Raw genomic sequence first — 23,268 nt, 5'->3', positions numbered from 1 at the left:
ACCGACGGTGCCCCTGACCGGGCCGCACCGTCTCACGGGTTGCGCACCGGCCAGGGCGACGGCGTGCGCGGCGACGGCCGGGGGCCCGGCAGCCGGCCCGGCCCGCCCGGCCGCTCCTCGTCCCCGAGCGCCCGGCAGACCGCCGCGTCCAGGTCCAGGACGGCGCCCAGCTCGAAGGCCTCCAGGAACTCCTGCTCGGTCAGCCCGGCCCGGGCCCGCGCCTCGCACTCCTGGTGCGCGCCGTTGAAGGTCCGCGAGCCGAAGAACGGCTTGCCCACGCCCTGCCAGATCCGGTGCGCCGCGCCCTGCAGCACCCGCGCCTCCACCAGGTCGCAGTCCTCGCCCGGCCCCGCCGGCTCGGTCTCCAGCAGCGCGAGCACCTCCACCCCCAGCACGATCCCCAGCAGGTCCCGGAAGAGGTAGTTGAGCCGGACGCACTCGCGCGCGTACGCCCGTGCCAGCCGGACGTCCCCGGCCAGCCACTGCGCGTACGCCATCGCGTAGAGCCCGTAGGCGTACGCCCACTGCTCGCCGTGCTCCTCGCAGACCTCGCGGACCCGGCCGAACCAGAGCTCGCCGGTCTCCGTCTCGCCCTGGAAGAGGTGGGCGACGCCCAGCTCGAACATCGCCATCAGGACGTTGCTGTTGAGCTCGCCGATGGTGTTGTAGTGCCAGAGCGCCTCCTCGAAGAGCTCGGTGGCCCGGCCCGGCTCGTCGCCGATCAGCGCCGCGCAGCCCTGCCGGTGCAGGGCGTAGGCGAGGGCGCGGTCGTCGCCGGTGGCCAGCGCCTGGCGCCGGCACTCCTCCAGGGCCGGCCCGGCCCGGTGCAGGTCACCCTGCAGGGTGGCCATGTAGCCGGTGACCCAGAGGGCCTTCGCCCGGGCCTCGGTCGGTTCGGGGGCGAGCGCGAGGGCGCGGTCCAGCCAGTGCCGGCCCTCGCCCAGGTGCCCGCAGCCGACCCAGTAGAACCACAGGGTGCCGGCCATCAGCAGCGCGATCTGCTCCTCGCCCGGCTCGGCCAGGCAGAACTCCAGCGCCGCCCGGAGGTTGGGGTGCGCCAGCTCGGTGCGCTCGGCGGTCTCCGCCTGCCGCGGGCCGAACCACTCGACCTCGCCCCAGGTGGCCACCCCCAGGTACCAGTCGCGGTGGCGGCGCAGCAGCCGCTGCTCGTCGCCGGTGGCCCGCAGCCACTGGCCGCCGTACTCGCGCAGGGTGTCGAGCATCCGGTACCGCACGGCGGCGGCGCCGGTGCTCCAGCGGGCCGGCCGCCTCGGCGTACCGGGGCCCGCCGGCCGGCCGGCCGGCTCGGTCACCCGGAGCAGCACGGACTTGTTGATCAGGTCGCCGATCAGGTCGAGCATCTCGTCGGCCTCGATGCCGTCCCCGGCGCAGACGTACTCGGCTGCCTCCAGCTCGAAGCTCCCCGCGAAGACCGAGAGGCGGGCCCAGAGTAAACGTTCCTGCACCGTGCAGAGTTCGTGACTCCAGCCGATGGTCGTCCGCAGGGTCTGATGACGCGGCAGGGCGCCGCGCGAGCCGCCGGTGAGCAGTTTGAAGCGGTCGTCCAGCCGGGCGGCGATCTGCTCCACCGACAGCGCGCGCAACCGGCCGGCGGCCAGTTCGACCGCCAGCGGGATACCGTCCAGGCGCCGGCAGAGCTGGGTGATCTCGGGCTCGTCGGCGGGGCCGAGGGCGAAGCCGGGCAGCACCGCCCGGGCCCGGTCGGCGAAGAGCTGCACCGCGTCGGGGAGCCCGGCCGGGCCGGACGCCACCGGCAGCGGAGCGACCGCCAGCAGGTGCTCGCCGGCCGACTGCAGGGACTCCCGGCTGGTCGCCAGCACCCGGAGGCCCGGCAGCGCCCGCAGCAGGGTGTCCACCAGCTCGGCGCAGGCGGCCACCAGGTGTTCGCAGCCGTCCAGCACCAGCAGCAGCCGGCGCCCGGCCAGCTGCTCGACCAGGACGTCCAGCGGCGGGCGGGCCGTCGAGTCGGTCAGCCCCAGGGCCTCCAGCACCGCGTGGCCCAGCAGCAGGGCGTCCTGGACCTCGGCCACCTCGACCAGCTGGACGCCGTCCGGGAAGCTCCGGGCGGCCCGCGCGGCCGCGCGGACGGCCAGCCGGCTCTTGCCGACCCCGCCCGGGCCGGTCACCGTCACCAGCCGGGCCCGGGCCAGCAGTCCGGCCAGCGCCGTCAGCTCCTCCCGGCGCCCGACGAAGCTGGTCACCTCGGCCGGGAGGCCGCCGGCCGCCGCCCCCCGCCGCCCTGCTGCTGACTCGCTGGACAACCCGCCGCTCCCGTTCCGTGGTCCGCGGTCCCGTGGTCCGCGCCGCCCGGTCCGCGTCCTGCGGTCCGCGCTCGGTGGCCCGCGCGCCCACCGGCCGGGGCGCCCGCGCGGGCCGGCACGACCGGCCCACCGGCCCAACGAGGTGACCGGCGGGTAGGTTACGCGCGGACGTCCCGGCCGGGTCCGCCCGCCCGGGGCCCGCCCCGCGGGCCGGCCGGGTTCGCCGCCGGACGGCCCGGCCGTGCCCGTGCCCGCAGGTGGGGCGCCGCGCGCCTGCCCGTAACCCGGTCCGGAAACCGGCCGCGATCGCGATAGGGTTCCCCCTGAGGGGGAACCCGACAAGGCGAGGGAGCGCGCAAGGTGTCCGTGGGAGAGCTGGCCGGCCTGCTCGTCGCCGTGTTCTGGGCGGTCCTGGTCACCCTGCTCGCGGTCGTCCTGGTCCGGCTCTCACGGGTGCTCAGGGAGGCCGCGGCCCTGGTGTCCGCCGTCACCGAGCAGGCCGTCCCGCTGCTGGTCGACGCGGGCAGCGCGGTCCGCAGCGCCAACGAGCAGCTGGCGCGGGTGGACGAGATCACCGCCAACGTGCAGGACGCCGCCGCCAACGCCAACGCCCTCTCCTCCACCGTCGCCGCCACCTTGGGCGGCCCGCTGGTCAAGGTCGCGGCCTTCAGCTACGGCGTCCGCAAGGCGGTCGCCAAGCAGAACGGCACCGCGGGCCTGCCGCAGCAGCCGGCCGAGCGCGAGGCGCTGGCCCGGCTGGTCCGGGCCGAGGTGCGCGCCGCGACCGCGCCGCGCGGCGGCCTGCTCTCCAGGGTCCGGCGCGCGGTGAGGGGCTGACGGCATGGTTCGGCGCATCTTCTGGATGGCGGTCGGCGCCGGCGCCACCGTCTGGGCCATGAACAAGGCCAACGAGGCCGTCCACCGGCTCACCCCTGACAGTCTTTCGGGCACCGCCGCCCGCGGCGCGCTGCACCTGGGCGACGTGGCGAAGCGTTTCGCCGGCGACGTCCGCGCGGGCATGGCCGAGCGCGAGGAGCAACTGCGCGCCGACCTCGGCCTGGACGGCACCGCCGTGGTCGAGCCCCGCCGGCACCGGGCGCTGCGCGGCGAGCCCGAGTACCGAGCTATCTCGGCGGCGCCCGGCAGTCCGGCCGCCGCCCTGCCTCCGTCCAGCAGTGCCCGTCCCACCCCCAGAGCCATCGAACCGACGCCCCGCCGGCCGCTTTCGCCGCGGGGCAGCACCCCGAACCGGAAGGACCAATAATGGAGTCGGCAGAGATCCGCCGCCGCTGGCTGCGCTTCTTCGAGGAGCGCGGGCACACCGTCGTTCCGTCGGCGTCCCTGGTCGCCGACGACCCCACCCTGCTGCTGGTCAACGCCGGCATGGTGCCCTTCAAGCCGTACTTCCTCGGCGAGGTGAAGCCGCAGTACTCGCGCGCCACCAGCGTCCAGAAGTGCGTGCGCACGCTGGACATCGAAGAGGTCGGCAAGACCACCCGGCACGGCTCGTTCTTCCAGATGTGCGGCAACTTCTCCTTCGGCGACTACTTCAAGGAAGGCGCCATCAAGTTCGCCTGGGAGCTGCTCACCGGCTCCGTCGCGGACGGCGGCTACGGCCTGGAGAAGGAGAAGCTGTGGATCACCGTCTACCAGGACGACGACGAGGCCGAGCAGATCTGGCGTGACGTCATCGGCGTGCCGTCCGAGCGCATCCAGCGCCTCGGCATGAAGGACAACTTCTGGTCGATGGGCGTCCCCGGCCCGTGCGGCCCGTGCTCGGAGATCAACTACGACCGCGGCCCCGCCTACGGCGAGGAGGGCGGCCCGGCCGTCAACGGCGAGCGCTACCTGGAGATCTGGAACCTGGTCTTCATGCAGTACGAGCGCGGCCACGGCGACGGCAAGGACGGCTTCGAGATCCTCGGCGACCTGCCGAGCAAGAACATCGACACCGGTCTCGGCCTGGAGCGCCTCGCCGCGATCCTGCAGGACGTCGACAACCTCTTCGAGATCGACACCAGCCGGATGATCCTCGACCGCGCCGCCGAGCTCACCGGCCACACCTACGGCGCCGACCACAGGTCGGACGTCTCGCTGCGCGTGGTCACCGACCACTTCCGCACCGCCGTGATGCTGGTCGGCGACGGCGTGACCCCGGGCAACGAGGGCCGCGGCTACGTGCTGCGCCGGATCCTGCGCCGGGCCATCCGCAACATGCGCCTGCTGGGCGCCACCGGCACGGTGGCCAAGGACCTCACGGACATCACCATCAAGGCGATGGCCCCGCAGTACCCGGAGCTGGAGAGCGACCGCAAGCGCATCGAGACCGTCGTGGTCGCCGAGGAGAGCGCCTTCCTCCAGACCCTGCGCAGCGGCACCAACCTGCTGGACGCCGCGGTCACCGAGACCAAGCAGTCCGGCGGCGCCGTGCTCTCCGGCGACCAGGCGTTCAAGCTGCACGACACCTACGGCTTCCCGATCGACCTGACCCTGGAGATGGCCGAGGAGCAGGGCCTCCAGGTCGACGAGGCCGGGTTCCGCCGCCTCATGCAGGAGCAGCGGGACCGCGCCAAGGCCGACGCCAAGGCCAAGAAGATGGGCCACGCCGACGTCGCGGCCTACCGCGAGGTGGCCGACAGGTCCGGCGCCTCGGTCTTCACCGGCTACACCGCCACCGAGGGCGAGGCCACCGTGGTGGGCCTGCTGGTGAACGGCGTTCCGGCGCCCGCCGCCACCGAGGGCGACGAGGTCGAGATCATCCTCGACCGCACCCCGTTCTACGCCGAGGGCGGCGGCCAGCTCGCCGACCACGGCCGGATCCGACTGGAGTCCGGCGCGGTCGTCGAGATCCGTGACGTGCAGCAGCCGGTGCCCGGCGTGACCGTGCACTCCGGCGGGGTGCTGTTCGGCGAGGTCGTGCTCGGTGCCTCCGCGTACGCCAGCATCGACGTGGACCGCCGCCGGGCCGTCTCCCGCGCCCACTCGGCCACCCACCTGACCCACCAGGCGCTGCGCGACGCGCTCGGCCCGACGGCCGCCCAGGCCGGCTCCGAGAACGCGCCGGGCCGGTTCCGCTTCGACTTCGGCTCGCCCGCCGCCGTGCCCGGCAGCGTGCTGACCGACGTCGAGCAGAAGATCAACGAGGTGCTGGTCCGCGAACTCGACGTCACCGCCGAGGTCATGACGATGGACCAGGCCCGCAAGGCCGGCGCCATCGCGATGTTCGGCGAGAAGTACGGCGACGCCGTCCGGGTCGTCACCATCGGCGACTTCTCCAAGGAGCTGTGCGGCGGCACGCACGTCGGCAACACCGCCCAGCTGGGCCTGGTGAAGCTGCTCGGCGAGTCCTCGATCGGCTCCGGCGTGCGCCGGGTCGAGGCGCTGGTCGGCGTGGACGCGTACAAGTTCCTGGCCCGTGAGCACACCGTGGTCGCCCAGCTCACCGAGCTGGTCAAGGGCCGCCCGGAGGAGCTGCCGGAGAAGATCTCGGGCATGCTCGCCAAGCTCAAGGACGCCGAGAAGGAGATCGAGCGGTTCCGCGCCGAGAAGGTGCTGGCCGCCGCCGCCGGCCTGGCCGACGCGGCCGAGGACGTCCGGGGCGTCGCCCTGGTCGCCGCCCGGGTCAGCGACGGCGTGGGCGCGGACGAGCTGCGCAAGCTGGTGCTGGACGTCCGCAACCGGCTCGGGTCCCGCCCGGCCGTGGTCGCGGCCTTCACCGTGGCGAACGACCGCCCGCTGACCGTGATCGCCACCAACGAGGACGCCCGCGCGCGCGGCGTCAAGGCCGGCGAGCTGGTCCGCACCGCGGCCAAGACCCTCGGCGGCGGCGGTGGCGGCAAGGACGACGTCGCCCAGGGCGGCGGCACCGACCCGTCCGCCGTGGACGAGGCCATCGCCGCGGTCCGCGCCCTGGTGGCGGAGCGCGCCTCCTGATGAACGACCGCTACCGGGACGTTTCGCACGAGGCCGAGCCGCAGCCGGAGGCGCGCCCGCCCTGGCGCCGCGGCCGGCGGATCGCCGTCGACGTCGGTGACGCCCGGATCGGGGTCGCGTCCTGCGACCCCGACGGGATGATCGCGACGCCCGTGGAGACCGTCCCGGCCGGCGGGCGCTCGCAGGCCAGGATCCTCGCCATCGCGGAGGAGTACGACGCGATCGAGGTGATCGTCGGCCTGCCGCGCTCGCTCAGCGGCAAGGAGGGCCCGGCGGCCGCCAAGGTCCGGCTGTACGCCGGGCAGCTGGCGGTGAAGCTCGCGCCGGTGCCGGTCCGGCTGGTGGACGAGCGGATGTCCACCGTCACGGCGACGCACGGGCTGCGCGCCTCGGGCGTGAAGGCGAAGAAGGGGCGTTCGGTGGTCGACCAGGCCGCCGCCGTGGTGATCCTGCAGAGTGCCCTGGAGGCTGAACGGGTGAGCGGCAGACCGCCTGGTGAGAGCGTCGAGCCGGTCATCTGATCGGCTTGGACTAGCGTCCCTGACGAGGGGCCCGTGCGGACGCGTCCGCACGGGCCCCTCTTCCTTTCCCAAGCGCGTTCGGGCACCGCCAACTCGTCCGGCAAGCCCGTCCGGGACAGCCGAGGGGGCACCGCCATGACCGACCAGGACTTCACCCCCGGGCTCACCCCCGGCCACCTCGGGGCGCCCCCGAACGAGCCGGAGGGCCGCCCGCCGGGCCTGGGCCCGCTGCACGAGCCGCCGGACCCGGAGCGGCTGCGCACCGGCCTCGCCTGCGCGCTGACCGCGCTGGCCCTGGTGGTGCTGATCGGCGGGGCGGCCCTGACCGGCTGGTCCTGGTGGCAGGGCCAGCGCAAGCAGCCGACCGCCGACTACGCCGGCGGCGGCACGGGTGTGGTGGAGATCTCCGTCCCGCAGGGCGCCGGCCTGATCCAGATCGCCGGCACGCTGGTGCGCAAGGGCGTGGTGGCCAGCTCGCAGGCCTTCACCAAGGCCGCGGCGGGCAGCGGGTCGGCGGCCGGGCGGATCCAGGCGGGCACCTACACCCTGCGGCTGAAGATGTCGGCGGCCTCGGCGCTGGCCGTCCTGATCGACCCGGCGAACGCCAACGGCCTGACCATCCCCGAGGGCTGGCGCGGCACCCAGGTCTTCGCGGCGATCGACCAGAAGCTCAAGCTGCCGAAGGGCACCACCGAGCGGGCCGCCCAGGAGCAGGTCGCCGAGCTGGGCCTGCCGGAGGTCACCAACGGCCGGCCGGAGGGCTACCTCTTCCCCGCCACCTACAGCGTCACCGGCGACACCACGCCGGTGGACCTGCTCAAGCAGATGGTCCAGCAGGCGGGCAAGGACTTCGCCAGCGAGGACGTGGAGACGGTCGCGGCCGCCATGGGCCAGACCCCGTACGGGGTCCTGACGGTCGCCAGCCTCGTCCAGGGCGAGGCGGACAACTCGGAGGACATGGCCAAGGTCGCCCGGGTGATCTACAACCGGCTGGCGCAGAAGATGCCGCTGCAGCTCGACTCCACCATCAACTACGCGCTCGGGCGCAGCACCCTCGACACCACCGTCACCGACACCAAGCTCGACTCCCCGTACAACACCTATCTGCACCAGGGGCTGCCGCCGACGCCGATCTCCAACCCGGGCCGGCAGGCGATCCGGGCCGCCGCGGAGCCCGCGGCGGGGGACTGGCTCTACTTCGTGACGGTCAAGCCCGGCGACACCCGGTTCACCGACAGTCTTGAGCAACATGCCCGCAACGTCGCGGAGTTCAACGCACTGCGGGCCGCGCAGGGCAGTCCGTCGCCGGGGGCCGAGAAGCACTGACGGGGCCCGCCGGGAGCCGTTCGGTGTTCTGCGGTACGGTAACGTCTCCCTTCAGGCGTTGCGGTAGCACGCCGGTTCGAGTTACTTGCCGGGACGCCGTCCCGGACGACCGGTCGGATCCGTCGGTCGTCTCCGTCGGCATAAGGGGATCGATGACTGATCTGGGTCGGGGCTACGGCTCCCAGGGCTCCGAGCCGTGGCGCCCTGGTGATCCGGTGTACGGCGGTCAGCAGCAGCCGGTCCCCGGCCAGGAGGACGGCGGCTGGCAGCAGAACCCGGTGCAGCAGCCCGATCCGTTCGGCCAGGGCCAGCAGCAGTACGGCCAGCACGGCTACCCCCAGCAGTCGCACCAGCAGCAGGGCCAGCAGCAGCAGTACGCGCAGGGCCAGCAGCAGTACGGGCAGCAGGGCTACGGCCAGCAGCAGTTCGGCCAGCAGGGCTTCCAGCAGCAGCCGAACCCGGTGCAGCCGAACCCGATGCAGCAGGGGCAGCAGCAGTACGTCCAGGGCCAGCAGCAGTTCGGCCAGCAGGGCTACCAGCAGCAGCCGAACCCGGTGCAGCCGAACCCCGCGCAGCAGGGGCAGCAGTACGCGCAGGGCCAGCAGCAGTTCGGCCAGCAGGGCTACCAGCAGCAGGGCGGGCCGCAGACCTCGGGCCAGCTGCCGCAGCAGGGCCAGACCCAGCAGGGCCAGCCGCAGCAGGGCTTCCCCGGCCGGCAGCAGCAGCCGTTCGGCCGGCCGCAGCAGCCGGCCCAGCAGGGCCGCCGCCCGCAGCCGGCCGAGCCCGCCGGCCCCGGCCCGGACGGCATCGACTGGGAGGCGGAGGCCGCCGCACTGGAGGCCGGTGCCGCCGCGCCGGCCGGGGCCGAGCCCGACGCCGAGCAGTGGGACGGCGCGGAGGACGAGTTCCAGGACGAGCAGGAGGAGGAGCAGGGCTCCTTCCTCGGCGACCTGGACGACTCCCGCGAGGCCAAGCGCAAGCGCAAGGAGAAGGGCAAGAAGTCCGGCCGCCGCAACGGCGGTGCCTGCCTGCTGGTGGCCCTGGTGCTGATGGGCGGCGTGGCCGGCGGCGGCTGGTGGGGCTACGGCTTCTACCAGAGCCACTTCGGGCCGCCCGCCGACTTCGCGGGCGACGGCACCACGTCCGTCCAGGTCGAGATCAAGCTGGGCTCCTCGGGCGGCCAGATGGGCCAGGCGCTCAAGGCGGCGGGCGTCGTCAAGAGCGTCGAGGCCTTCACCGACGCCTTCGGCAAGGACCCGAAGTCCCAGGGCATCCAGCCGGGCTTCTTCACCCTGAAGCGGGAGATGTCGGCCGCGGCCGCGCTGAAGATCCTGATCGACTCGGCGGGCGGCGAGAACCTGATCCTCCAGGAGGGCCTCAGCGCGGCGGAGATCTACGCCAAGATCGACGACAAGCTGAAGCAGCCCAAGGGCACCACGGCCGGCGTCGCCAAGGCCCAGGTCGCCGAGCTCGGCCTGCCCGCCTTCGCGGGCGGCAACCCGGAGGGATTCCTCTTCCCCACCAGGTACGCCATCGCCAAGGACATGAAGCCGGTCGAGCTGCTCAAGCAGATGGTCGCCAAGGCGACCGAGCAGTACCAGGCCCTGAACCTGGACGCGGGCGCGCAGAAGATCGGCCTGAAGAACGCCTACGAGGTGGTCATCGAGGCGAGCATCCTCCAGAAGGAGGGCAACAACGCCGCGGACTTCGGCAGGATGGCCCGCACCATCCAGAACCGCCTGGCCGACGAGGCGCAGACGCAGCACCGCCTCGGCATGGACACCACGCTCCAGTACTCCCTCGGTCGCAAGAACCTGACCGAGAAGGAGATGGACGACGCGTCCAACAAGTACAACACCTACCTGAACGCGGGCCTGCCGCCGACGCCGATCGCCAACCCCGGCGCGGACGCCCTGAAGGCGGTGCTCAACCCGCCGGACGGGAAGTGGCTGTTCTTCATCGCGATGTCCCCGACCGAGACCCGGTTCGCCGACACCTATGCCCAGCACCTGGTCAACGTGCAGGAGTACTGCACCGCGGCGGGCCAGGGCTTCGACAAGGCCCGCGGCCACTGCGTCACCAAGTAGCCCCAGCACCGGGCACCGACACCCGGGACGAGCAGGACGAAGGAACGTGGACAGCAAGCACAGGGCGGCCGTGCTCGGATCGCCGATCGCGCACTCCCTCTCACCGGTGCTGCACCGGGCGGCGTTCCGGGCGCTCGGCCTGGAGCGGTGGAGCTATCAGCGCTTCGAGGTGGACGAGGCCGGGCTGGCCGGGTTCCTCGCCGGGCTGGACGAGGCCGCGTGGGCCGGGCTCTCGCTGACCATGCCGCTCAAGCGGGCGGTGATCCCGCTGCTGGACGAGGTGAGCGCCACCGCCAGGTCGGTGGACGCCGTCAACACGGTGCTGTTCCACCCGGACGGGCGCCGGACGGGCGACAACACGGACGTCCCGGGCCTGGTGAACGCGCTGCGCGAGCGGGGCGTCGGCAGCGTCCCGGCCGCGGCCGTGCTCGGGGCCGGGGCCACCGCCTCCTCCGCGCTCGCCGCGCTGGCCCAGATCTGCACCGGCGAGGTGACGGTCTACGTCCGCAGCGCCGAGCGGGCCCGGGAGATGGCCGAACTGGGCGAGCGGCTCGGCCTCGACCTGCGGACCGCCGACTGGGAGCGCGGCGCCGAGGCGCTGGAGCGTCCGCTGACCGTCTCCACCACCCCGGCCGGGGCCACCGACGGGTTCACCGCCGGCCTGCCCGCCGCGCCCGGCGCGCTCTTCGACGTGCTCTACCACCCGTGGCCGACCAAGCTGGTCGCGGCCTGCGCGGAGCGCGGCGCCACCGTGCTGGGCGGGCTCGACCTGCTGGTGCACCAGGCGGTGCTGCAGAGCGAGGCGTTCACCGGGATCACCCCGGGCCCGCTGGCCGCGATGCGCGAGGCGGGCGAGGCGGCCCTCGCCGCGGGCTGAGCCGCGGCCCCCTCCCGGTGCGCCGCGGGCGGCCGGGCGGCCCCGCCCGGTGCCGTCCCGGCCGGTGGCGGCCACTGTCCGCAACGCGGACCGTGCGTCCGGTGGCCGCCCGGGCATGAAAGGATTCGGGGGAGAGACGCGGGACCGGCACGACCTGGGACCCGCGGTAAGAATGCCCGGTCGGCCCGCGCGGTGCGCGCAGCGGCCGGTCCGCTGACGAAGGAGCTCCGTTGGGTACGTTGCGCTGGCTGACCGCGGGGGAGTCGCACGGCCCCGCACTCGTCGCGACGCTGGAGGGCCTGCCCGCCGGCGTACCGGTGACCACCGAGCTCGTCGCCGACGCGCTGGCCCGCCGCCGGCTCGGCTACGGCCGCGGTGCCCGGATGAAGTTCGAGCAGGACGAGGTCACCTTCCTCGGCGGTGTGCGGCACGGCCTGACCATGGGCAGCCCGGTGGCGGTCATGGTCGGCAACACCGAGTGGCCCAAGTGGGAGCAGGTCATGTCGGCCGACCCGGTCGACCCGGAGATCCTGGCCGGCCTCGCCCGCAACGAGGCGCTCACCCGCCCCCGCCCCGGCCACGCCGACCTGGCGGGCATGCAGAAGTACTCCATCGACGAGGCCCGGCCGATCCTGGAGCGCGCCAGCGCCCGCGAGACGGCCGCCCGGGTGGCGCTGGGCGCGGTCGCCCGCTCCTACCTCAAGGAGACCTGCGGCATCGAGCTGGTCTCGCACGTCGTGGAGCTGGCCGCCGCCAAGGCCCCGGCCGGCGTGCTGCCGCTGCCCTCGGACGAGGCCCGGCTGGACGAGGACCCGGTGCGCTGCCTGGACGCCGACGCCTCCAAGCGGATGGTCGCCGAGATCGACCAGGCCCACAAGGACGGCGACACCCTCGGCGGTGTGGTCGAGGTGCTCGCCTACGGCCTGCCGCCGGGCCTCGGCTCGCACGTGCACTGGGACCGCCGGCTGGACGCCCGGCTGGCCGCCGCGCTGATGGGCATCCAGGCGATCAAGGGCGTCGAGGTCGGCGACGGCTTCGAGCTGGCCCGGATCCCGGGCTCGCAGGCGCACGACGAGATCGTCCCGACCCCGGAGGGCGTCCGGCGCACCTCCGGCCGCTCGGGCGGTACCGAGGGCGGCCTGTCCACCGGCGAGCTGCTGCGCGTGCGCGCCGCGATGAAGCCGATCGCGACCGTCCCGCGCGCCCTGCAGACCCTGGACGTGCGCACCGGCGAGCCGGCCAAGGCGCACCACCAGCGGTCCGACGTCTGTGCCGTGCCGGCCGCGGGCATCGTCGCCGAGGCGATGGTGGCGCTGGTGCTGGCCGACGCGGTGAGCGAGAAGTTCGGCGGCGACAACGTCTCCGAGACCCGCCGCAACGTCCGGGGCTACCTCGACAACCTGGTCGTCCGGTGACCGCACCGGTCCTCGTGCTGGTCGGCCCGCCCGGCAGTGGCAAGACCACCGTCGGGCGGGAGCTGGCCGCGCGGCTCGGGGTCGGCTTCCGCGACACCGACGCCGACATCGAGGCGCTGGCCGGCAAGCCGATCTCGGAGATCTTCATCGACGAGGGCGAGCCGCACTTCCGGGAGCTGGAGCGGGCCGCCGTCCGCGACGCCGCCACCAGCCACCCCGGTGTGCTCGCCCTCGGCGGCGGCGCGGTGCTGGCCGAGGCCACCCGCGCCGTGCTGGCGGGCCTGCCCGTGGTGTTCCTGGAGGTCGCCCTCGCCGACGCGGTCAAGCGGGTCGGCCTGGATGCGCCGCGCCCGCTGCTCGCGGTCAACCCGCGGGCCAGCTGGCGCGAGCTGATGGAGGCCAGGCGGCCGCTGTACCTGGAGGTGGCGACCGCCGTCGTCGCCACCGAGGGGCGCTCCCCGGAGCAGGTCGCCGACGCCGTACTCGAAGCACTGGAGCTGCAGCCGAAATGAACGAGCAGGGGCGCATGACTGACACCGTGACCATCCACGTCGGTGGCAGCGCCGGCCACGACCCGTACGACGTGCTGATCGGGCACCAGCTGCTGGGCGAGCTCGGCAAGCTGATCGGCACCCGGGCCCGCCGCGTCGCGATCATCCACCCGGAGGCCCTGGAGGCCACCGGCGAGGCGATCCGCGAGGACCTCGCGGCCGAGGGCTACGAGGCGATCGCCCTTCAGGTGCCCAACGCCGAGGACGCCAAGAGCGCCGAGGTCGCCGCGTACTGCTGGTCGGTGCTCGGCCAGACCGGCTTCACCCGCAGCGACGTGATCGTCGGCCTCGGCGGCGGCGCCACCACCGACCTGGCCGGCTTCGTCGCCGCGACCTGGCTGCGCGGGGTGCGCTGGATCTCCATGCCCACCACGCTGCTCGGCATGGTGGACGCGGCCGTCGGCGGCAAGACCGGCATCAACATCGCCGAGGGCAAGAACATGGTCGGGGCCTTCCACCCCCCGGCCGGCGTGCTCGCCGACCTGGACACCCTGGAGACGGTGCCCCGGCACGACTACGTCTCCGGGCTCGCCGAGGTCATCAAGGCCGGCTTCATCGCCGACCCGGCCATCCTCGACCTGGTCGAGGCCGACCCCGAGGGCGCCAAGAGCCCGGCCGGCCCGCACACCCTGGAGCTCATCCGGCGGGCCATCCAGGTCAAGGCCGACGTGGTCTCCGGGGACCTCAAGGAGGCCGGCCGCCGCGAGATCCTCAACTACGGGCACACCCTCGCGCACGCCATCGAGCGCAACGAGCGCTACAAGTGGCGGCACGGCGCGGCCGTCTCGGTCGGCATGGTCTTCGCCGCCGAACTCGGCCGGCTCGCCGGGCGCCTGGACGACGAGACCGCCGACCGGCACCGCACGGTGCTTGCCTCGGTCGGCCTGCCGCTCACCTACCGCGGTGACGCCTGGCCGAAGCTGCTGGACGCGATGAAGATCGACAAGAAGTCGCGCGGCGACCTGCTGCGCTTCATCGTCCTCGACGGCCTGGCCAGGACTTCCGTGCTGGAGGGCCCCGACCCGTCGCTGCTGGCCGCCGCCTACGCGGAGGTCTCCGCGTGACCAGGGTGATGGTCCTCAACGGCCCCAACCTCGGCCGGCTCGGCAGCCGGGAGCCCGACGTCTACGGCGCCACCTCGTACGCCGGACTGGTCGAGCGCTGCACCGCGCTCGGCAAGGAGTTCGGCTTCGAGGTCGAGGTGCACGAGACCAACTCCGAGCAGCGGATGGTCGAGTGGCTGCACGAGGCGGCCGACGGCCGGGTGCCGGTGGTGATCAACCCGGGCGCCTTCACGCACTATTCGTACGCGATGCGCGACGCCGCCGCCCAGCGGACGGCGCCGCTGATCGAGGTGCACATCTCCAACCCGTACGCGCGCGAGGAGTTCCGGCACACCTCGGTGATCGCCGCGGTGGCCTCCGGCACCATCGCCGGCTTCGGCCTCGGCTCGTACGAGCTGGCCCTGCGTGCCCTGGCGGAGCAGCTCACCACGCGCTGACGCAAGATCATCGGCCCGGTGGCGGACTGTGCCCGCCACCGGGCCGACGTGTAGTGTCCCCGTCGGAGACGGTGTCGGGAGGTGACCGTGACGCAGTACACAGGGGGAGGGCAGCTGCCTCCCCGGCCGGTGGCCCCGCCGGCCCCGGCCGCGCCCGCCGGTCCCGCAGCCGCCGGATTCGCGCCCGTCGGTCCCGCCGCCGCCCCCGGACCGGCCGCCCCCGGACCGGCCGTACCCGCAGCGCCGCCCGCCGGTGCCGTACCTGCCGGGCCGCCCGCCGGACCCGTACCGGTCGCGCACCCGCCGGCGCCCGCCGCGTCCGGCGTACCCACCGTCCCCCTCATGCCCGTGGTGCCCGGGACCGCCGCCCCCGCGCCGGCCGCCCTGACCGCGCCCCCGCTCCTCGTCAGCACCAACGCGGCCGGGCCGCCCCCCGGCCACTCCGCCCCGCAGCACCCGTACGGCAACCCGGCCCTGCGCGCGCACGGCGCCCCCGGCCCGCCCGGCCGGCCCGTGCCCGCCGGTGCGACCGGGCACTTCCTGCTGCCGTCCGGCGCGCCCGTGCAGCTCCCGGCGCACCCGCAGCAGCACGCCCCCACCGGCCCCATCGCCGTCCTGCTGATCGGCCCGGCCGGCGCCGGCAAGACGACCGTCGCCCGGCACTGGGCCGAGCGCCGCCCGTCCCCGACCGCGCACATCAGCCTGGACGACGTCCGCGAGTGGGTGCAGTCCGGCTTCGCCAACCCGCAGTCCGGCTGGAACAACGCCTCCGAGGCGCAGTACCGGCTGGCCCGCCGCACCTGCGGCTTCGCCTGTCGCAACTACCTCGCCAACGGCATCTCCTGCATCATCGACGACGCGGTCTTCCCCGACCGCCCGGCGATCGGCCTCGGCGGCTGGAAGCGCCACATCGGCCCCGGCATGATCCCCGTGGTGCTGCTCCCGGGCCTGGACTCCGTCCTCGCCCGCAACGCCCGCCGCAGCGGCAACCGTCGCCTCAGCGACGAGGAGGTCGCCCGGATCCACGGCCGGATGGCCGGCTGGTACAACTCCGGGCTGCCGATCATCGACAACTCGCAGCTGGACGTCGCGGCCACCGCCGCCGCCCTGGACCAGGTCATCCTGGCCCGGCTGCTGGGCCGCCCGGTGCGCTGAGCACGCTCCCCCCGGCCGCCCGGTGCGGTACGTACGCGCGCACCGGCCCGCCCGGCACCGGCCGGTCCGGCAACGCCCGGCGGCCAGGGCCGGCTGTCAGTACCGGCTGGGATGATGGACCTGTCCTGCTGATCCACCGGGGGAGCCGAGTCCGTGCCCGAAGGCCACATCATCCACCGCCTCGCCGCCGAGAACCTCAAGACCTTCGGCGGCCGTCCCGTCCGGGTCTCCAGCCCGCAGGGGCGGTTCGCCGACGGCGCCAAGCTGATCGACGGCCAGCTGCTGGCCACGGCCGAGGCGACCGGGAAGCACCTCTTCCTCGGCTTCGAGGAGGGTGCCTGGCTGCACGTCCACCTCGGCCTGTACGGCGGCTTCACCTTCGGCGAGGGCCCGGCCCCCGCGCCGGTCGGCGTGGTGCGCCTGCGGCTGGAGAACGACGACGCGTACGCCGACCTGCGCGGCCCCACCACCTGCGAGCTGCTCACCGCCGCCGAGAAGGCCGCCGTGCACGCCCGCCTCGGGCCCGACCCGTTGCGCGCGGACGCCGACCCGGTGCTGGCCTGGCGGCGGATCTCCGCCAGCCGGACGACGGTCGCCGCCCTGCTGATGGACCAGAAGGTGCTGGCCGGGGTCGGCAACGTCTACCGCGCCGAGGTGCTGTTCCGGCTCGGCATCAGCCCGCACCGGGCCGGCCGCGACCTCACCCGCGCCGAGTGGGACGCCGTCTGGGCCGATCTGGTGGGCCTGATGCACGAGGGCGTCGGCGCGGGCCGGATCGACACCGTCCGCCCCGAGCACACCCCCGAGGCGATGGGCCGCCCCCCGCGGGTGGACGACCACGGCGGCGAGGTCTACGTCTACCGCCGCGCGGCGATGCCCTGCCTGGTGTGCGGGACGGACGTCCGCACCGAGGAGCACGCCGCCCGCAACCTCTTCTGGTGCCCCACCTGCCAGCAGGCCTGACGCCCGCCCGGGCCGGCCCCGGCGGGCGTCAGGCCCGCGGCCGGCCGACGGCCGGCTCCGGCTCCACGTGCCCGGCCGCCACGCAGGGGGCCAGCAGGGCGCCGAGTTCCTGGTCGACGACCCGGTAGCGCACCACCCGGCCGTCCCGGTCCCCGGCCACCACACCGGCGGTGCGCAGCAGCCGGAGCGCCTGCGAGACGGCCGGGTCGCGCATGCCGGTGGCCACCGCGAGGTCGCCGACGGCGAGCGGCCCGGCGCGGTGCAGGGCGAGCAGCAGCGCGAGCCTGCCGGGGTCGGCGAGCAGCGAGAAGCGCTCGGCCCAGGTGCGCACCCGGGCGGGGTCGCCGATGGCGGCGATGGCCTCGCAGACCCGGTGCCCGTCGATGGTCCGGTGCTCCGCGCGCTCGGGCGGTACGAGATGCATGCGGGCCATTGTCGCAGTCCGGGGGCCGCCTGTGATCCTGAACACCTGCGCAGCTGCGCAGCCTTGCACAAATGACCTGACGCCCCGTACGGTGTGGCCCGCCGTGGTGTTCGGGAAGACCGGTGACGGACCTTCAGAGGTCCCAGCCCGGAGCGGCCCTCGCCACTGTGAACGGGAAGTCTCCGTGCCGTACCCGCCCCCGGGCGGGTGGTCACTGGACGCTAAGGCGTCCGGGAAGGCCTGGCGCGGTCACGCAGCACCCGCCGCCACCGCGCGGCCGGGTGTGCCCCAAAGCCAGGAGACCGGCCACGGCATCTCACGAAGTGATCCACGAGGTGCTGGAGCGTGACCGGATGACCCTGCCCGAAATCGGTGCTGCCCGAACGGCGGTGCCCGCGGACGCCCCCGCGCTCCCCGCCTTCCGCTGGCGGCGCGAGGACACCGTGCGGACGGCCGGGCTGATGGCGGTGATCCTGGCCATGCACGTGGTGGCGTTCGGGACGCTGTTCTTCCTGGTCGCCCCGCACGAGTACGCGGTCGGTACCCAGGTCTTCGGGGTTGGCCTGGGCATCACCGCGTACACGCTGGGGATGCGGCACGCCTTCGACGCCGACCACATCGCGGTGATCGACAACACCACCCGCAAGCTGATGGCGGACGGCCGGCGGCCGGTCTCGGTGGGCTTCTGGTTCGCGCTCGGGCACTCCTCGATGGTGGTGCTGATGGCGGCCCTGGTGGCGGGCGGCGCCCAGCTCGCCACCACCCTGATGGACGAGGACTCGGTGACCCACCAGTGGCTGGGGGTGCTGGGCACCAGCGCCTCCGGGGCCTTCCTCTACCTGATCGGCGCCCTCAACCTGGCCGCCCTCTTCGGCATCCTGCGGGTGTTCCGGGCGATGCGGGACGGGCGCTACGACGAGGCGGAGCTGGAGGAGCACCTCAACTCCCGGGGCCTGTTCAACCGGGTGCTGAACCGGGCCACCCGCTCGATCACCCGGCCCGGCCAGATGTTCCCGGTCGGCATGGTGCTGGGCCTCGGCTTCGACACCGCGACCGAGGTGACCCTGATGGTGATGGCCGGCAGCGGCGCCGCGGCGGGCCTGCCGTGGTACGCGATCGTCTGCCTGCCGCTGCTGTTCGCCGCCGGGATGAGCCTGTTCGACACGCTGGACGGGACGTTCATGAACTTCGCCTACCAGTGGGCGTTCTCCAACCCGGTGCGCAAGGTGTACTACAACCTGACCATCACCGGCCTGTCGATCGCGGTCGCCTTCATCATCGGCACCATCGAACTGGTCGGGGTGCTGCACGAGAAGCTGGACCTGACCGACCCGGTCAGCGGCTGGATCGCCGGCCTCTCGCTCGACAACGTCGGGTACGTGATCGTCGGCCTGTTCGTGGTGGTCTGGGCGGCGGCGATCGCGTACTGGCGGCTGGGCCGGGTCGAGCAGCGCTGGGCCGCCCGGCCCTGACCCGGCTCCGGGCGGTCGCCCGGTGCGGGTCCGGGCCGCGGGCCGGGCACGAGCCCGGTCCGGCTCAGGCGGCGGCGAGCAGCAACGTCCCGGCCACCGCCAGGCCGGCGCCCAGCACCTGGACCCGGCGCAGCCGCTCCTTGAGCACACCGCGCGCCATCAGGGCGGTGACGACGGGGAAGAGCGAGGCGAGCACGGCGGCCGCGGCGGTCGACCCGCTGTGCGCGGCCATCGCGTAGGCGCCGTTCGCCGCCACGTCGGCCACGCCCACCGCGGTCAGCGCGGGCAACCGCCCGCGCAGCTCCCGGCCGAGGGCGCGGCCGGCCCCGGCCGGGCGCAGCGTCGGGGCCAGCACGGCGCCGCCGACGGCGATGTTGCACAGCCGCTGGACGCAGAGGGTCAGCAGGAGCCCGCCGCCGCTGGAGGCGTGCGCGACCAGGGCCATCACGGCGCCGAAGCCGAAGGCGGCGCCCAGGGTGAGCAGCAGGACCGTCCGGCCGGCGGACCGCCCGCCGCGCTCCGGGCCGCCGGCCAGCGCGACGCCGACCACCGCCACCGCGATCCCGGCCGCCTGGACGAGGCCGGGCCGCTCGCCGAGCACCAGCCCGACGCCGACCGGGACGGCCACCCCCACGGTGGCCAGCGGCGAGACCACCCCCATCGGGCCCAGGGCCAGCGCCCGGTAGAAGGCCAGCATCGCGAACGGGCCGATCACCCCGGCCGCGACGGCGTACCAGAGCATCGGGCCGGCGTCGGCGAGGGCGCCGGTCGCCAGGGCGGCGACGACCAGCACCACGGTGGCCGCCAGCTGGGAGGCGACCACCACCGCCAGGGCCGGCAGCCGCCGGGTGAGGGCGCCGCCGCCGAAGTCGGCCAGGCCCCAGAGCAGGCTGGCGCTCAGGGCGAGCAGCGCGCTCATCGGGCCACGGCCGGCCGGCCGGCGGGGGAGTGCGGAGTGGGTGCCGGAGCGGCCGGCGGACGGGAGTGGGACAGCACAGTGGCCTCCGCAGTACAGTCGGGTGGACTTCTTGCCCGGACCGCAGCGTAGTGCAACATAGTGAACTATCCGAATCAATTCATTGGACTGTCCCGTGCCGGATCCCGATCTCGTCACCCAGGCGCTCGCCCGGAACCTCAAGCGACTGCGCACCGAGCGCGGCCACACCCTGGACGCGCTGGCCGCCCGGGCCGGCGTCAGCCGGGGGATGATCGTGCAGATCGAACAGGCCAGGACCAATCCCAGCGTCGCCACGGTGGTGCGCCTCGCCGACGCGCTCGGCGCCTCGATCGCCCGGCTGCTCGACTACGACGAGAGCGCCGCGGTGCGGATCGTCACCGCCGACCAGGCCGTCCCGCTCTGGACCGGCCCGGACGGCGGCAGCGGCACCCTGCTCAGCGGGGTGGAGGCGCCGGGGCCGCTGGAACTCTGGGCCTGGCACCTCGAACCCGGTGAGGGGTACGCGTCGGAGGCGCACCCGGCCGGCACGGTCGAGATCGTCCGGGTGGAGAGCGGCGAGCTGACCCTCTCGCACGGCGACCGCGACCATGTGGTCCCGGCCGGCAGCACCGCCTCCTTCGAGGCCTCCCAGGCCCACGGCTACCGCAACGACGGCGCCGTGCCGGTGCGGCTGACCATGGTCGTCTCGGTGCCGCCGCCGCGCTGAGGCCCGCCCGCAAACGCCCGCGCGGCGCCACCCGCCGAGGGGGTGGCGCCGCGCAGGCGCGTCAGGTCGTACCGGGTCCTGTCCGGTCGGGTCGGATCGGGTCAGCCGTGCCGCCTGCCGTAGCGGCGGTGGAAGTCCTCGATCCGGCCGGCGCTGTCCAGCACCCGGGTCCGGCCGGTGTGGAAGGGATGGCTCGCCGAGGAGACCTCGACGTCGACGACGGGGTAGCTGCGGCCGTCCTCCCACTCGACGGTCCGCCCGGTGCCGGTGCCGGTGCCGGTGCCGGTGCCGATGGTCGAGCGGGTGAGGAAGGCCAGGTCGCCGCTGCGGTCGCGGAAGACGACCGGGCGGTACGCGGGGTGGATGCCGGTCTGCATCGGAGTGCTCCTCGGGGGTGTCGGGCGCGGGCGGGGCCGGCCGGGGCGGTTCGGTGGTGTCGCGGGCGGTGTCAGCGCTCCTCGCGGAACAGCACGTGCTGCCGCGCGACCGGGTCGTACTTGCGCAGCGCCATCCGGTCGGGGTCGTTGCGCCGGTTCAGCCGGGTCACGTACGTGTAGCCGGTGCCGGCGGTGGAGCGGAGTCGGACGACCGGGCGCAGTTCGTTGCGGGCCATGGGGCTCTCCTTCGGTGTCGCGGTGGAGCTGGTGGTGCGTGGAGCTCGTGAAGCTCGTGGAGCTCGTGGAGCGAGTAGTAAAATGGATGTCATTTCCACCACTGGCTCCTCCAACACGGCCGCCCCCCGGTGCATTCCCCGGTGCCCCGACGCCTTCGCCGGCCGCCCCCGGTGTCCCGTCCGCCCGGCCCGGAGGCCGCCGGGTGCCGCCGTCCGGAGCGCTCGCCGGGCGAACCGCCGCCGCTCTCCGTACGCTCGACCCATGTCTGATGCGTACGCGGGCCGGCGGGAGCGTCTGAGGGAGAACTGCAGCGGGAAGGGGGCGGACGCGGCGCTGATCACCCGGCCGTCGAACGTCCGCTACCTCACCGGATGCGGCCCGTGCGGTGCCACCCTGCTGCTCACCCGGGAGCGCGCGCTGCTCGCGCTGCCGGACGACCTGCCCCCGGACGACACCGGCGAGCACCTGCTCGGCGAGGACCTCAGCCAACTGCTGGTGACCGCCGGCGCCGACACCGCGCTCGCGGCCGCCGAGGCCGCCGCCCAGCTGCGGGTGGGCGACCTGGTGGTGGAGGAGCACGACCTGACCGTCACCCGGCACCGCGCGGTGGCCGCCCTCGCCGAGGGCGTACGACTGGCGGACCTGGGCCGGGCGGTCGAGCGGATGCGGGTGGTCAAGGACGAGCACGAGATCGCCGACCTGCGGATCGCCGCCGAGATCGCCGACCAGGCCCTGAGCGAACTGCTCGAATCGATCCTGGTCGGCCGGACCGAGCGGCACCTGGCGATGGAGCTGGAACGCCGCATGATCGACCACGGCGCGGACAAGGCGGCCTTCCCGGTGTCGGTCGGCACCGGCAGCCACTCCGGGCAGGAGAACCACCAGCCCACCGACCGCCGGGTCGAGGAGGGCGACTTCCTGACCGTCGTGCTCGGCGCCCAGTACCGCGGCTACGGCGTCTCCACCGCCCGGACCTTCGTCATCGGCGCCTCCCCGGCGCCCTGGCAGGTGGAGCTCCACCGGCTGGTCTTCCGCGCCCAGCGGGCCGGGCGGGAGGCCCTCGGGCCGGGGGTCGAAAGCTGCGTACCCGACCTGGCCGCGCGCGAGATCCTGCAGGCGGCCGGTCATTCCGAGGCCTCTCCGCACCCCGTCGGGCACGGCATCGGGCTGGAGATCCGGGAGGCGCCGCGTCTCGGTCCCGCAGACATGGGTAAACTGGACAATCGCGTGCCGGTCACCGTCGGCCCCGGGGTTCACCTCCCCGGAAAGGGCGGGGTCCGGATCGAGGACACCCTCGTGGTGCGCCCCCTCGAAGAGGGCGGGCCCGAGCTGCTCACCATCACCACCAAGGAGCTCCTCGCCCTGTAGTCCCGTTGCCGCGTCACCCGACGCGGCGGGGGCCAGGACGCACCCCTTGGTTCCTTGACAGCTATATCCAGGAGTAAGTGCGCCCGTGGCTTCCACGAACGATCTCAAGAACGGCATGGTCCTCAAGCTCGACGGTGGCAAGCTCTGGTCCGTCGTAGAGTTCCAGCACGTCAAGCCGGGCAAGGGCCCCGCCTTCGTGCGCACCAAGCTCAAGGAGGTCCTGACCGGCAAGGTCGTCGACAAGACCTTCAACGCGGGTACCAAGGTCGAGACCGCCAGCGTCGACAAGCGCGGCATGCAGTTCTCGTACAAGGACGGCTCGAACTTCGTGTTCATGGACACGGACACCTACGACCAGGTCATCATCGAGCCCGCCGTCGTCGGCGACGCCGCCAAGTACCTGCTCGAGGGCTTCGAGGCCGTCGTGGCGATGTACGAGGGCTCCCCGCTGTACATCGAGCTCCCGGCCTCGGTCGAGCTGCTCATCCAGCACACCGAGCCGGGCGTCCAGGGCGACCGCTCCACCGGTGGCTCCAAGCCGGCCACGCTGGAGACCGGCGCCGAGATCGCCGTCCCGCTCTTCATCGTCACCGGCGAGAAGATCAAGGTCGACACCCGCGACGGCAGCTACCTCGGCCGGGTGAAGTAAGTCCGTGTCGGCCGCCCGTAGCAAGGCCCGTACGCGAGCCTTCCAGATCCTCTTCGAGGCCGACCACCGGGACGTCGACCCGCAGCGCGTCCTCGCCGACTGGGTGGCCCGCGCCCGGGAGCCCAAGCCGGACGAGGGCACCCCGCAGATCGGCGAGTACACCATGCAGCTGATCGAGGGGTACGTCCAGCACGCGCGTCGCATCGACGAGCTGATCTCCACCTACTCGGTGGGCTGGACCCTCGACCGGATGCCGATCGCGGACCGCAACGTCCTGCGGCTCGGCGCCTACGAGCTGATCTGGGAGGACGGCGTCCCGGACGCCGTCGTCCTGGACGAGGCCGTCGAGATCGCCAAGGAGTTCTCCACCGACGACTCCCCGGCGTTCGTCAACGGCCTGCTCGCGCGGTTCATGGAGCTGAAGCCCACGATCCGCCGCGACTGACCCGCCGCGGCCGACGCAGTC

At 74.0% G+C, this 23,268-nt stretch carries 23 protein-coding genes and 1 riboswitch; of the genes, 18 read left to right on the top strand and 5 right to left on the bottom strand.

The annotated features are described in order from the left end of the window. Nucleotides 1-32: 32 nt before the first annotated feature. Entirely contained in the window at nt 33-2,282 is a 2,250-nt protein-coding gene (locus IE329_RS20855; protein ID WP_190212467.1) for an ATP-binding protein, read from the bottom strand. Nucleotides 2,283-2,642: 360 nt separating this feature from the next. Between IE329_RS20855 and IE329_RS20850 the strand changes: the two genes are divergently transcribed. From IE329_RS20850 to IE329_RS20790, 13 genes are all read left to right on the top strand, one after another. Then, nucleotides 2,643-3,119, top strand: coding sequence for a DUF948 domain-containing protein (locus tag IE329_RS20850; RefSeq protein ID WP_190212466.1), 477 nt, complete (start codon nt 2,643-2,645; stop codon nt 3,117-3,119). A gap of 4 nt (nt 3,120-3,123) precedes the next feature. Then, complete coding sequence (locus IE329_RS20845; protein WP_190212465.1) at nt 3,124-3,546, top strand: DUF6167 family protein; 423 nt, start codon at nt 3,124-3,126, stop codon at nt 3,544-3,546. Further along, a complete protein-coding gene (gene alaS / locus IE329_RS20840) occupies nt 3,546-6,215 on the top strand; it encodes an alanine--tRNA ligase (protein WP_190212464.1) in 2,670 nt (889 codons plus the stop codon). Before IE329_RS20845 ends, alaS begins: the two co-directional genes overlap by 1 nt. Then, nucleotides 6,215-6,736 carry a Holliday junction resolvase RuvX gene (gene ruvX, locus IE329_RS20835; RefSeq protein WP_190212463.1) on the top strand — a complete coding sequence of 174 codons (522 nt, stop codon included), beginning with the start codon at nt 6,215-6,217 and terminating at the stop codon, nt 6,734-6,736. The genes alaS and ruvX overlap by 1 nt, the downstream gene beginning before the upstream one ends. Nucleotides 6,737-6,871: 135 nt before the next feature. Further along, nucleotides 6,872-8,062, top strand: a complete 1,191-nt coding sequence (gene mltG / locus IE329_RS20830) for an endolytic transglycosylase MltG (RefSeq protein ID WP_190212462.1) — start codon at nt 6,872-6,874, stop codon at nt 8,060-8,062. A gap of 152 nt (nt 8,063-8,214) precedes the next feature. Beyond that, the gene (gene mltG / locus IE329_RS20825) at nt 8,215-10,149 is read left to right on the top strand and encodes an endolytic transglycosylase MltG (protein ID WP_190212461.1); all 1,935 of its coding nucleotides are present in this window, start codon (nt 8,215-8,217) and stop codon (nt 10,147-10,149) included. A gap of 46 nt (nt 10,150-10,195) precedes the next feature. Further along, complete coding sequence (locus IE329_RS20820) at nt 10,196-11,026, top strand: shikimate dehydrogenase (protein ID WP_229927621.1); 831 nt, start codon at nt 10,196-10,198, stop codon at nt 11,024-11,026. A 230-nt stretch (nt 11,027-11,256) separates the two neighbouring features. Next, nucleotides 11,257-12,441: a chorismate synthase gene (gene aroC / locus IE329_RS20815; protein ID WP_190212459.1), complete on the top strand. Its 1,185-nt coding sequence runs from the start codon at nt 11,257-11,259 to the stop codon at nt 12,439-12,441. Continuing rightward, the gene (locus IE329_RS20810; protein WP_190212458.1) at nt 12,438-12,953 is read left to right on the top strand and encodes a shikimate kinase; all 516 of its coding nucleotides are present in this window, start codon (nt 12,438-12,440) and stop codon (nt 12,951-12,953) included. Before aroC ends, IE329_RS20810 begins: the two co-directional genes overlap by 4 nt. Before the next feature lie 14 nt (nt 12,954-12,967). Then, entirely contained in the window at nt 12,968-14,056 is a 1,089-nt protein-coding gene (aroB, locus tag IE329_RS20805; RefSeq protein ID WP_190212457.1) for a 3-dehydroquinate synthase, read from the top strand. An 8-nt stretch (nt 14,057-14,064) separates the two neighbouring features. After that, nucleotides 14,065-14,493: a type II 3-dehydroquinate dehydratase gene (gene aroQ, locus IE329_RS20800; protein WP_190212534.1), complete on the top strand. Its 429-nt coding sequence runs from the start codon at nt 14,065-14,067 to the stop codon at nt 14,491-14,493. Nucleotides 14,494-14,835: 342 nt separating this feature from the next. Beyond that, a complete protein-coding gene (locus tag IE329_RS20795) occupies nt 14,836-15,648 on the top strand; it encodes an AAA family ATPase (protein WP_229927620.1) in 813 nt (270 codons plus the stop codon). A gap of 153 nt (nt 15,649-15,801) precedes the next feature. Then, nucleotides 15,802-16,611, top strand: a complete 810-nt coding sequence (locus IE329_RS20790; protein ID WP_190212456.1) for an Fpg/Nei family DNA glycosylase — start codon at nt 15,802-15,804, stop codon at nt 16,609-16,611. Between the two features lie 28 nt (nt 16,612-16,639). Here the strand turns inward: IE329_RS20790 and IE329_RS20785 are convergent, their stop codons facing one another. Beyond that, on the bottom strand, nt 16,640-17,035 hold the full coding sequence (locus IE329_RS20785; protein WP_190212455.1) for an ArsR/SmtB family transcription factor: 396 nt from the start codon (nt 17,033-17,035) through the stop codon (nt 16,640-16,642). A gap of 87 nt (nt 17,036-17,122) precedes the next feature. Continuing rightward, nucleotides 17,123-17,360: riboswitch (cobalamin riboswitch) on the top strand. 28 nt (nt 17,361-17,388) lie between these two features. Here IE329_RS20785 and nicT point away from each other — a divergent pair. After that, nucleotides 17,389-18,507, top strand: coding sequence for a Nickel transporter NicT (nicT, locus tag IE329_RS20780; RefSeq protein WP_190212454.1), 1,119 nt, complete (start codon nt 17,389-17,391; stop codon nt 18,505-18,507). Nucleotides 18,508-18,571: 64 nt separating this feature from the next. Here nicT and IE329_RS20775 read toward each other — a convergent pair whose 3' ends face one another. Next, the gene (locus IE329_RS20775; RefSeq protein WP_190212453.1) at nt 18,572-19,426 is read right to left on the bottom strand and encodes an EamA family transporter; all 855 of its coding nucleotides are present in this window, start codon (nt 19,424-19,426) and stop codon (nt 18,572-18,574) included. Between the two features lie 172 nt (nt 19,427-19,598). Here IE329_RS20775 and IE329_RS20770 point away from each other — a divergent pair, with 172 nt between their 5' ends. Further along, complete coding sequence (locus tag IE329_RS20770) at nt 19,599-20,171, top strand: helix-turn-helix domain-containing protein (protein WP_190212452.1); 573 nt, start codon at nt 19,599-19,601, stop codon at nt 20,169-20,171. Between the two features lie 101 nt (nt 20,172-20,272). Here the strand turns inward: IE329_RS20770 and IE329_RS20765 are convergent, their stop codons facing one another. Continuing rightward, nucleotides 20,273-20,548 carry a type B 50S ribosomal protein L31 gene (locus IE329_RS20765; RefSeq protein WP_190212451.1) on the bottom strand — a complete coding sequence of 92 codons (276 nt, stop codon included), beginning with the start codon at nt 20,546-20,548 and terminating at the stop codon, nt 20,273-20,275. A gap of 71 nt (nt 20,549-20,619) precedes the next feature. Next, on the bottom strand, nt 20,620-20,784 hold the full coding sequence (gene rpmG / locus IE329_RS20760; protein ID WP_073921459.1) for a 50S ribosomal protein L33: 165 nt from the start codon (nt 20,782-20,784) through the stop codon (nt 20,620-20,622). A gap of 262 nt (nt 20,785-21,046) precedes the next feature. Between rpmG and IE329_RS20755 the strand changes: the two genes are divergently transcribed. From IE329_RS20755 to nusB, 3 genes are all read left to right on the top strand, one after another. Next, a complete protein-coding gene (locus IE329_RS20755; RefSeq protein WP_190212450.1) occupies nt 21,047-22,153 on the top strand; it encodes a M24 family metallopeptidase in 1,107 nt (368 codons plus the stop codon). A gap of 85 nt (nt 22,154-22,238) precedes the next feature. Continuing rightward, nucleotides 22,239-22,802, top strand: coding sequence for an elongation factor P (gene efp / locus IE329_RS20750; RefSeq protein ID WP_073921457.1), 564 nt, complete (start codon nt 22,239-22,241; stop codon nt 22,800-22,802). Nucleotides 22,803-22,806: 4 nt separating this feature from the next. Then, on the top strand, nt 22,807-23,247 hold the full coding sequence (nusB, locus tag IE329_RS20745; protein WP_190212449.1) for a transcription antitermination factor NusB: 441 nt from the start codon (nt 22,807-22,809) through the stop codon (nt 23,245-23,247). Nucleotides 23,248-23,268: the final 21 nt, after the last annotated feature.

Source organism: Kitasatospora indigofera (assembly GCF_014655955.1).
GTDB lineage: Bacteria > Actinomycetota > Actinomycetes > Streptomycetales > Streptomycetaceae > Kitasatospora > Kitasatospora indigofera.
Note: the sequence above shows the minus strand (reverse complement) of the source record. Positions and strands in the feature narration are given on the sequence as shown.

What these genes read in the sequence shown, in the direction of transcription:
- alaS (WP_190212464.1), top strand. Translation starts at nt 3,546, where the DNA reads ATGGAGTCGGCAGAGATCCGCCGCCGCTGGCTGCGCTTCTTCGAGGAG.
- IE329_RS20755 (WP_190212450.1), top strand. Translation starts at nt 21,047, where the DNA reads ATGTCTGATGCGTACGCGGGCCGGCGGGAGCGTCTGAGGGAGAACTGC.
- ruvX (WP_190212463.1), top strand. Translation starts at nt 6,215, where the DNA reads ATGAACGACCGCTACCGGGACGTTTCGCACGAGGCCGAGCCGCAGCCG.
- IE329_RS20765 (WP_190212451.1), bottom strand. Translation starts at nt 20,548, where the DNA reads ATGCAGACCGGCATCCACCCCGCGTACCGCCCGGTCGTCTTCCGCGAC.
- IE329_RS20845 (WP_190212465.1), top strand. Translation starts at nt 3,124, where the DNA reads ATGGTTCGGCGCATCTTCTGGATGGCGGTCGGCGCCGGCGCCACCGTC.
- aroB (WP_190212457.1), top strand. Translation starts at nt 12,968, where the DNA reads ATGACTGACACCGTGACCATCCACGTCGGTGGCAGCGCCGGCCACGAC.
- nicT (WP_190212454.1), top strand. Translation starts at nt 17,389, where the DNA reads ATGACCCTGCCCGAAATCGGTGCTGCCCGAACGGCGGTGCCCGCGGAC.
- IE329_RS20785 (WP_190212455.1), bottom strand. Translation starts at nt 17,035, where the DNA reads ATGCATCTCGTACCGCCCGAGCGCGCGGAGCACCGGACCATCGACGGG.
- rpmG (WP_073921459.1), bottom strand. Translation starts at nt 20,784, where the DNA reads ATGGCCCGCAACGAACTGCGCCCGGTCGTCCGACTCCGCTCCACCGCC.
- IE329_RS20795 (WP_229927620.1), top strand. Translation starts at nt 14,836, where the DNA reads ATGCCCGTGGTGCCCGGGACCGCCGCCCCCGCGCCGGCCGCCCTGACC.
- aroQ (WP_190212534.1), top strand. Translation starts at nt 14,065, where the DNA reads ATGGTCCTCAACGGCCCCAACCTCGGCCGGCTCGGCAGCCGGGAGCCC.
- mltG (WP_190212462.1), top strand. Translation starts at nt 6,872, where the DNA reads ATGACCGACCAGGACTTCACCCCCGGGCTCACCCCCGGCCACCTCGGG.
- IE329_RS20775 (WP_190212453.1), bottom strand. Translation starts at nt 19,426, where the DNA reads ATGAGCGCGCTGCTCGCCCTGAGCGCCAGCCTGCTCTGGGGCCTGGCC.
- mltG (WP_190212461.1), top strand. Translation starts at nt 8,215, where the DNA reads ATGACTGATCTGGGTCGGGGCTACGGCTCCCAGGGCTCCGAGCCGTGG.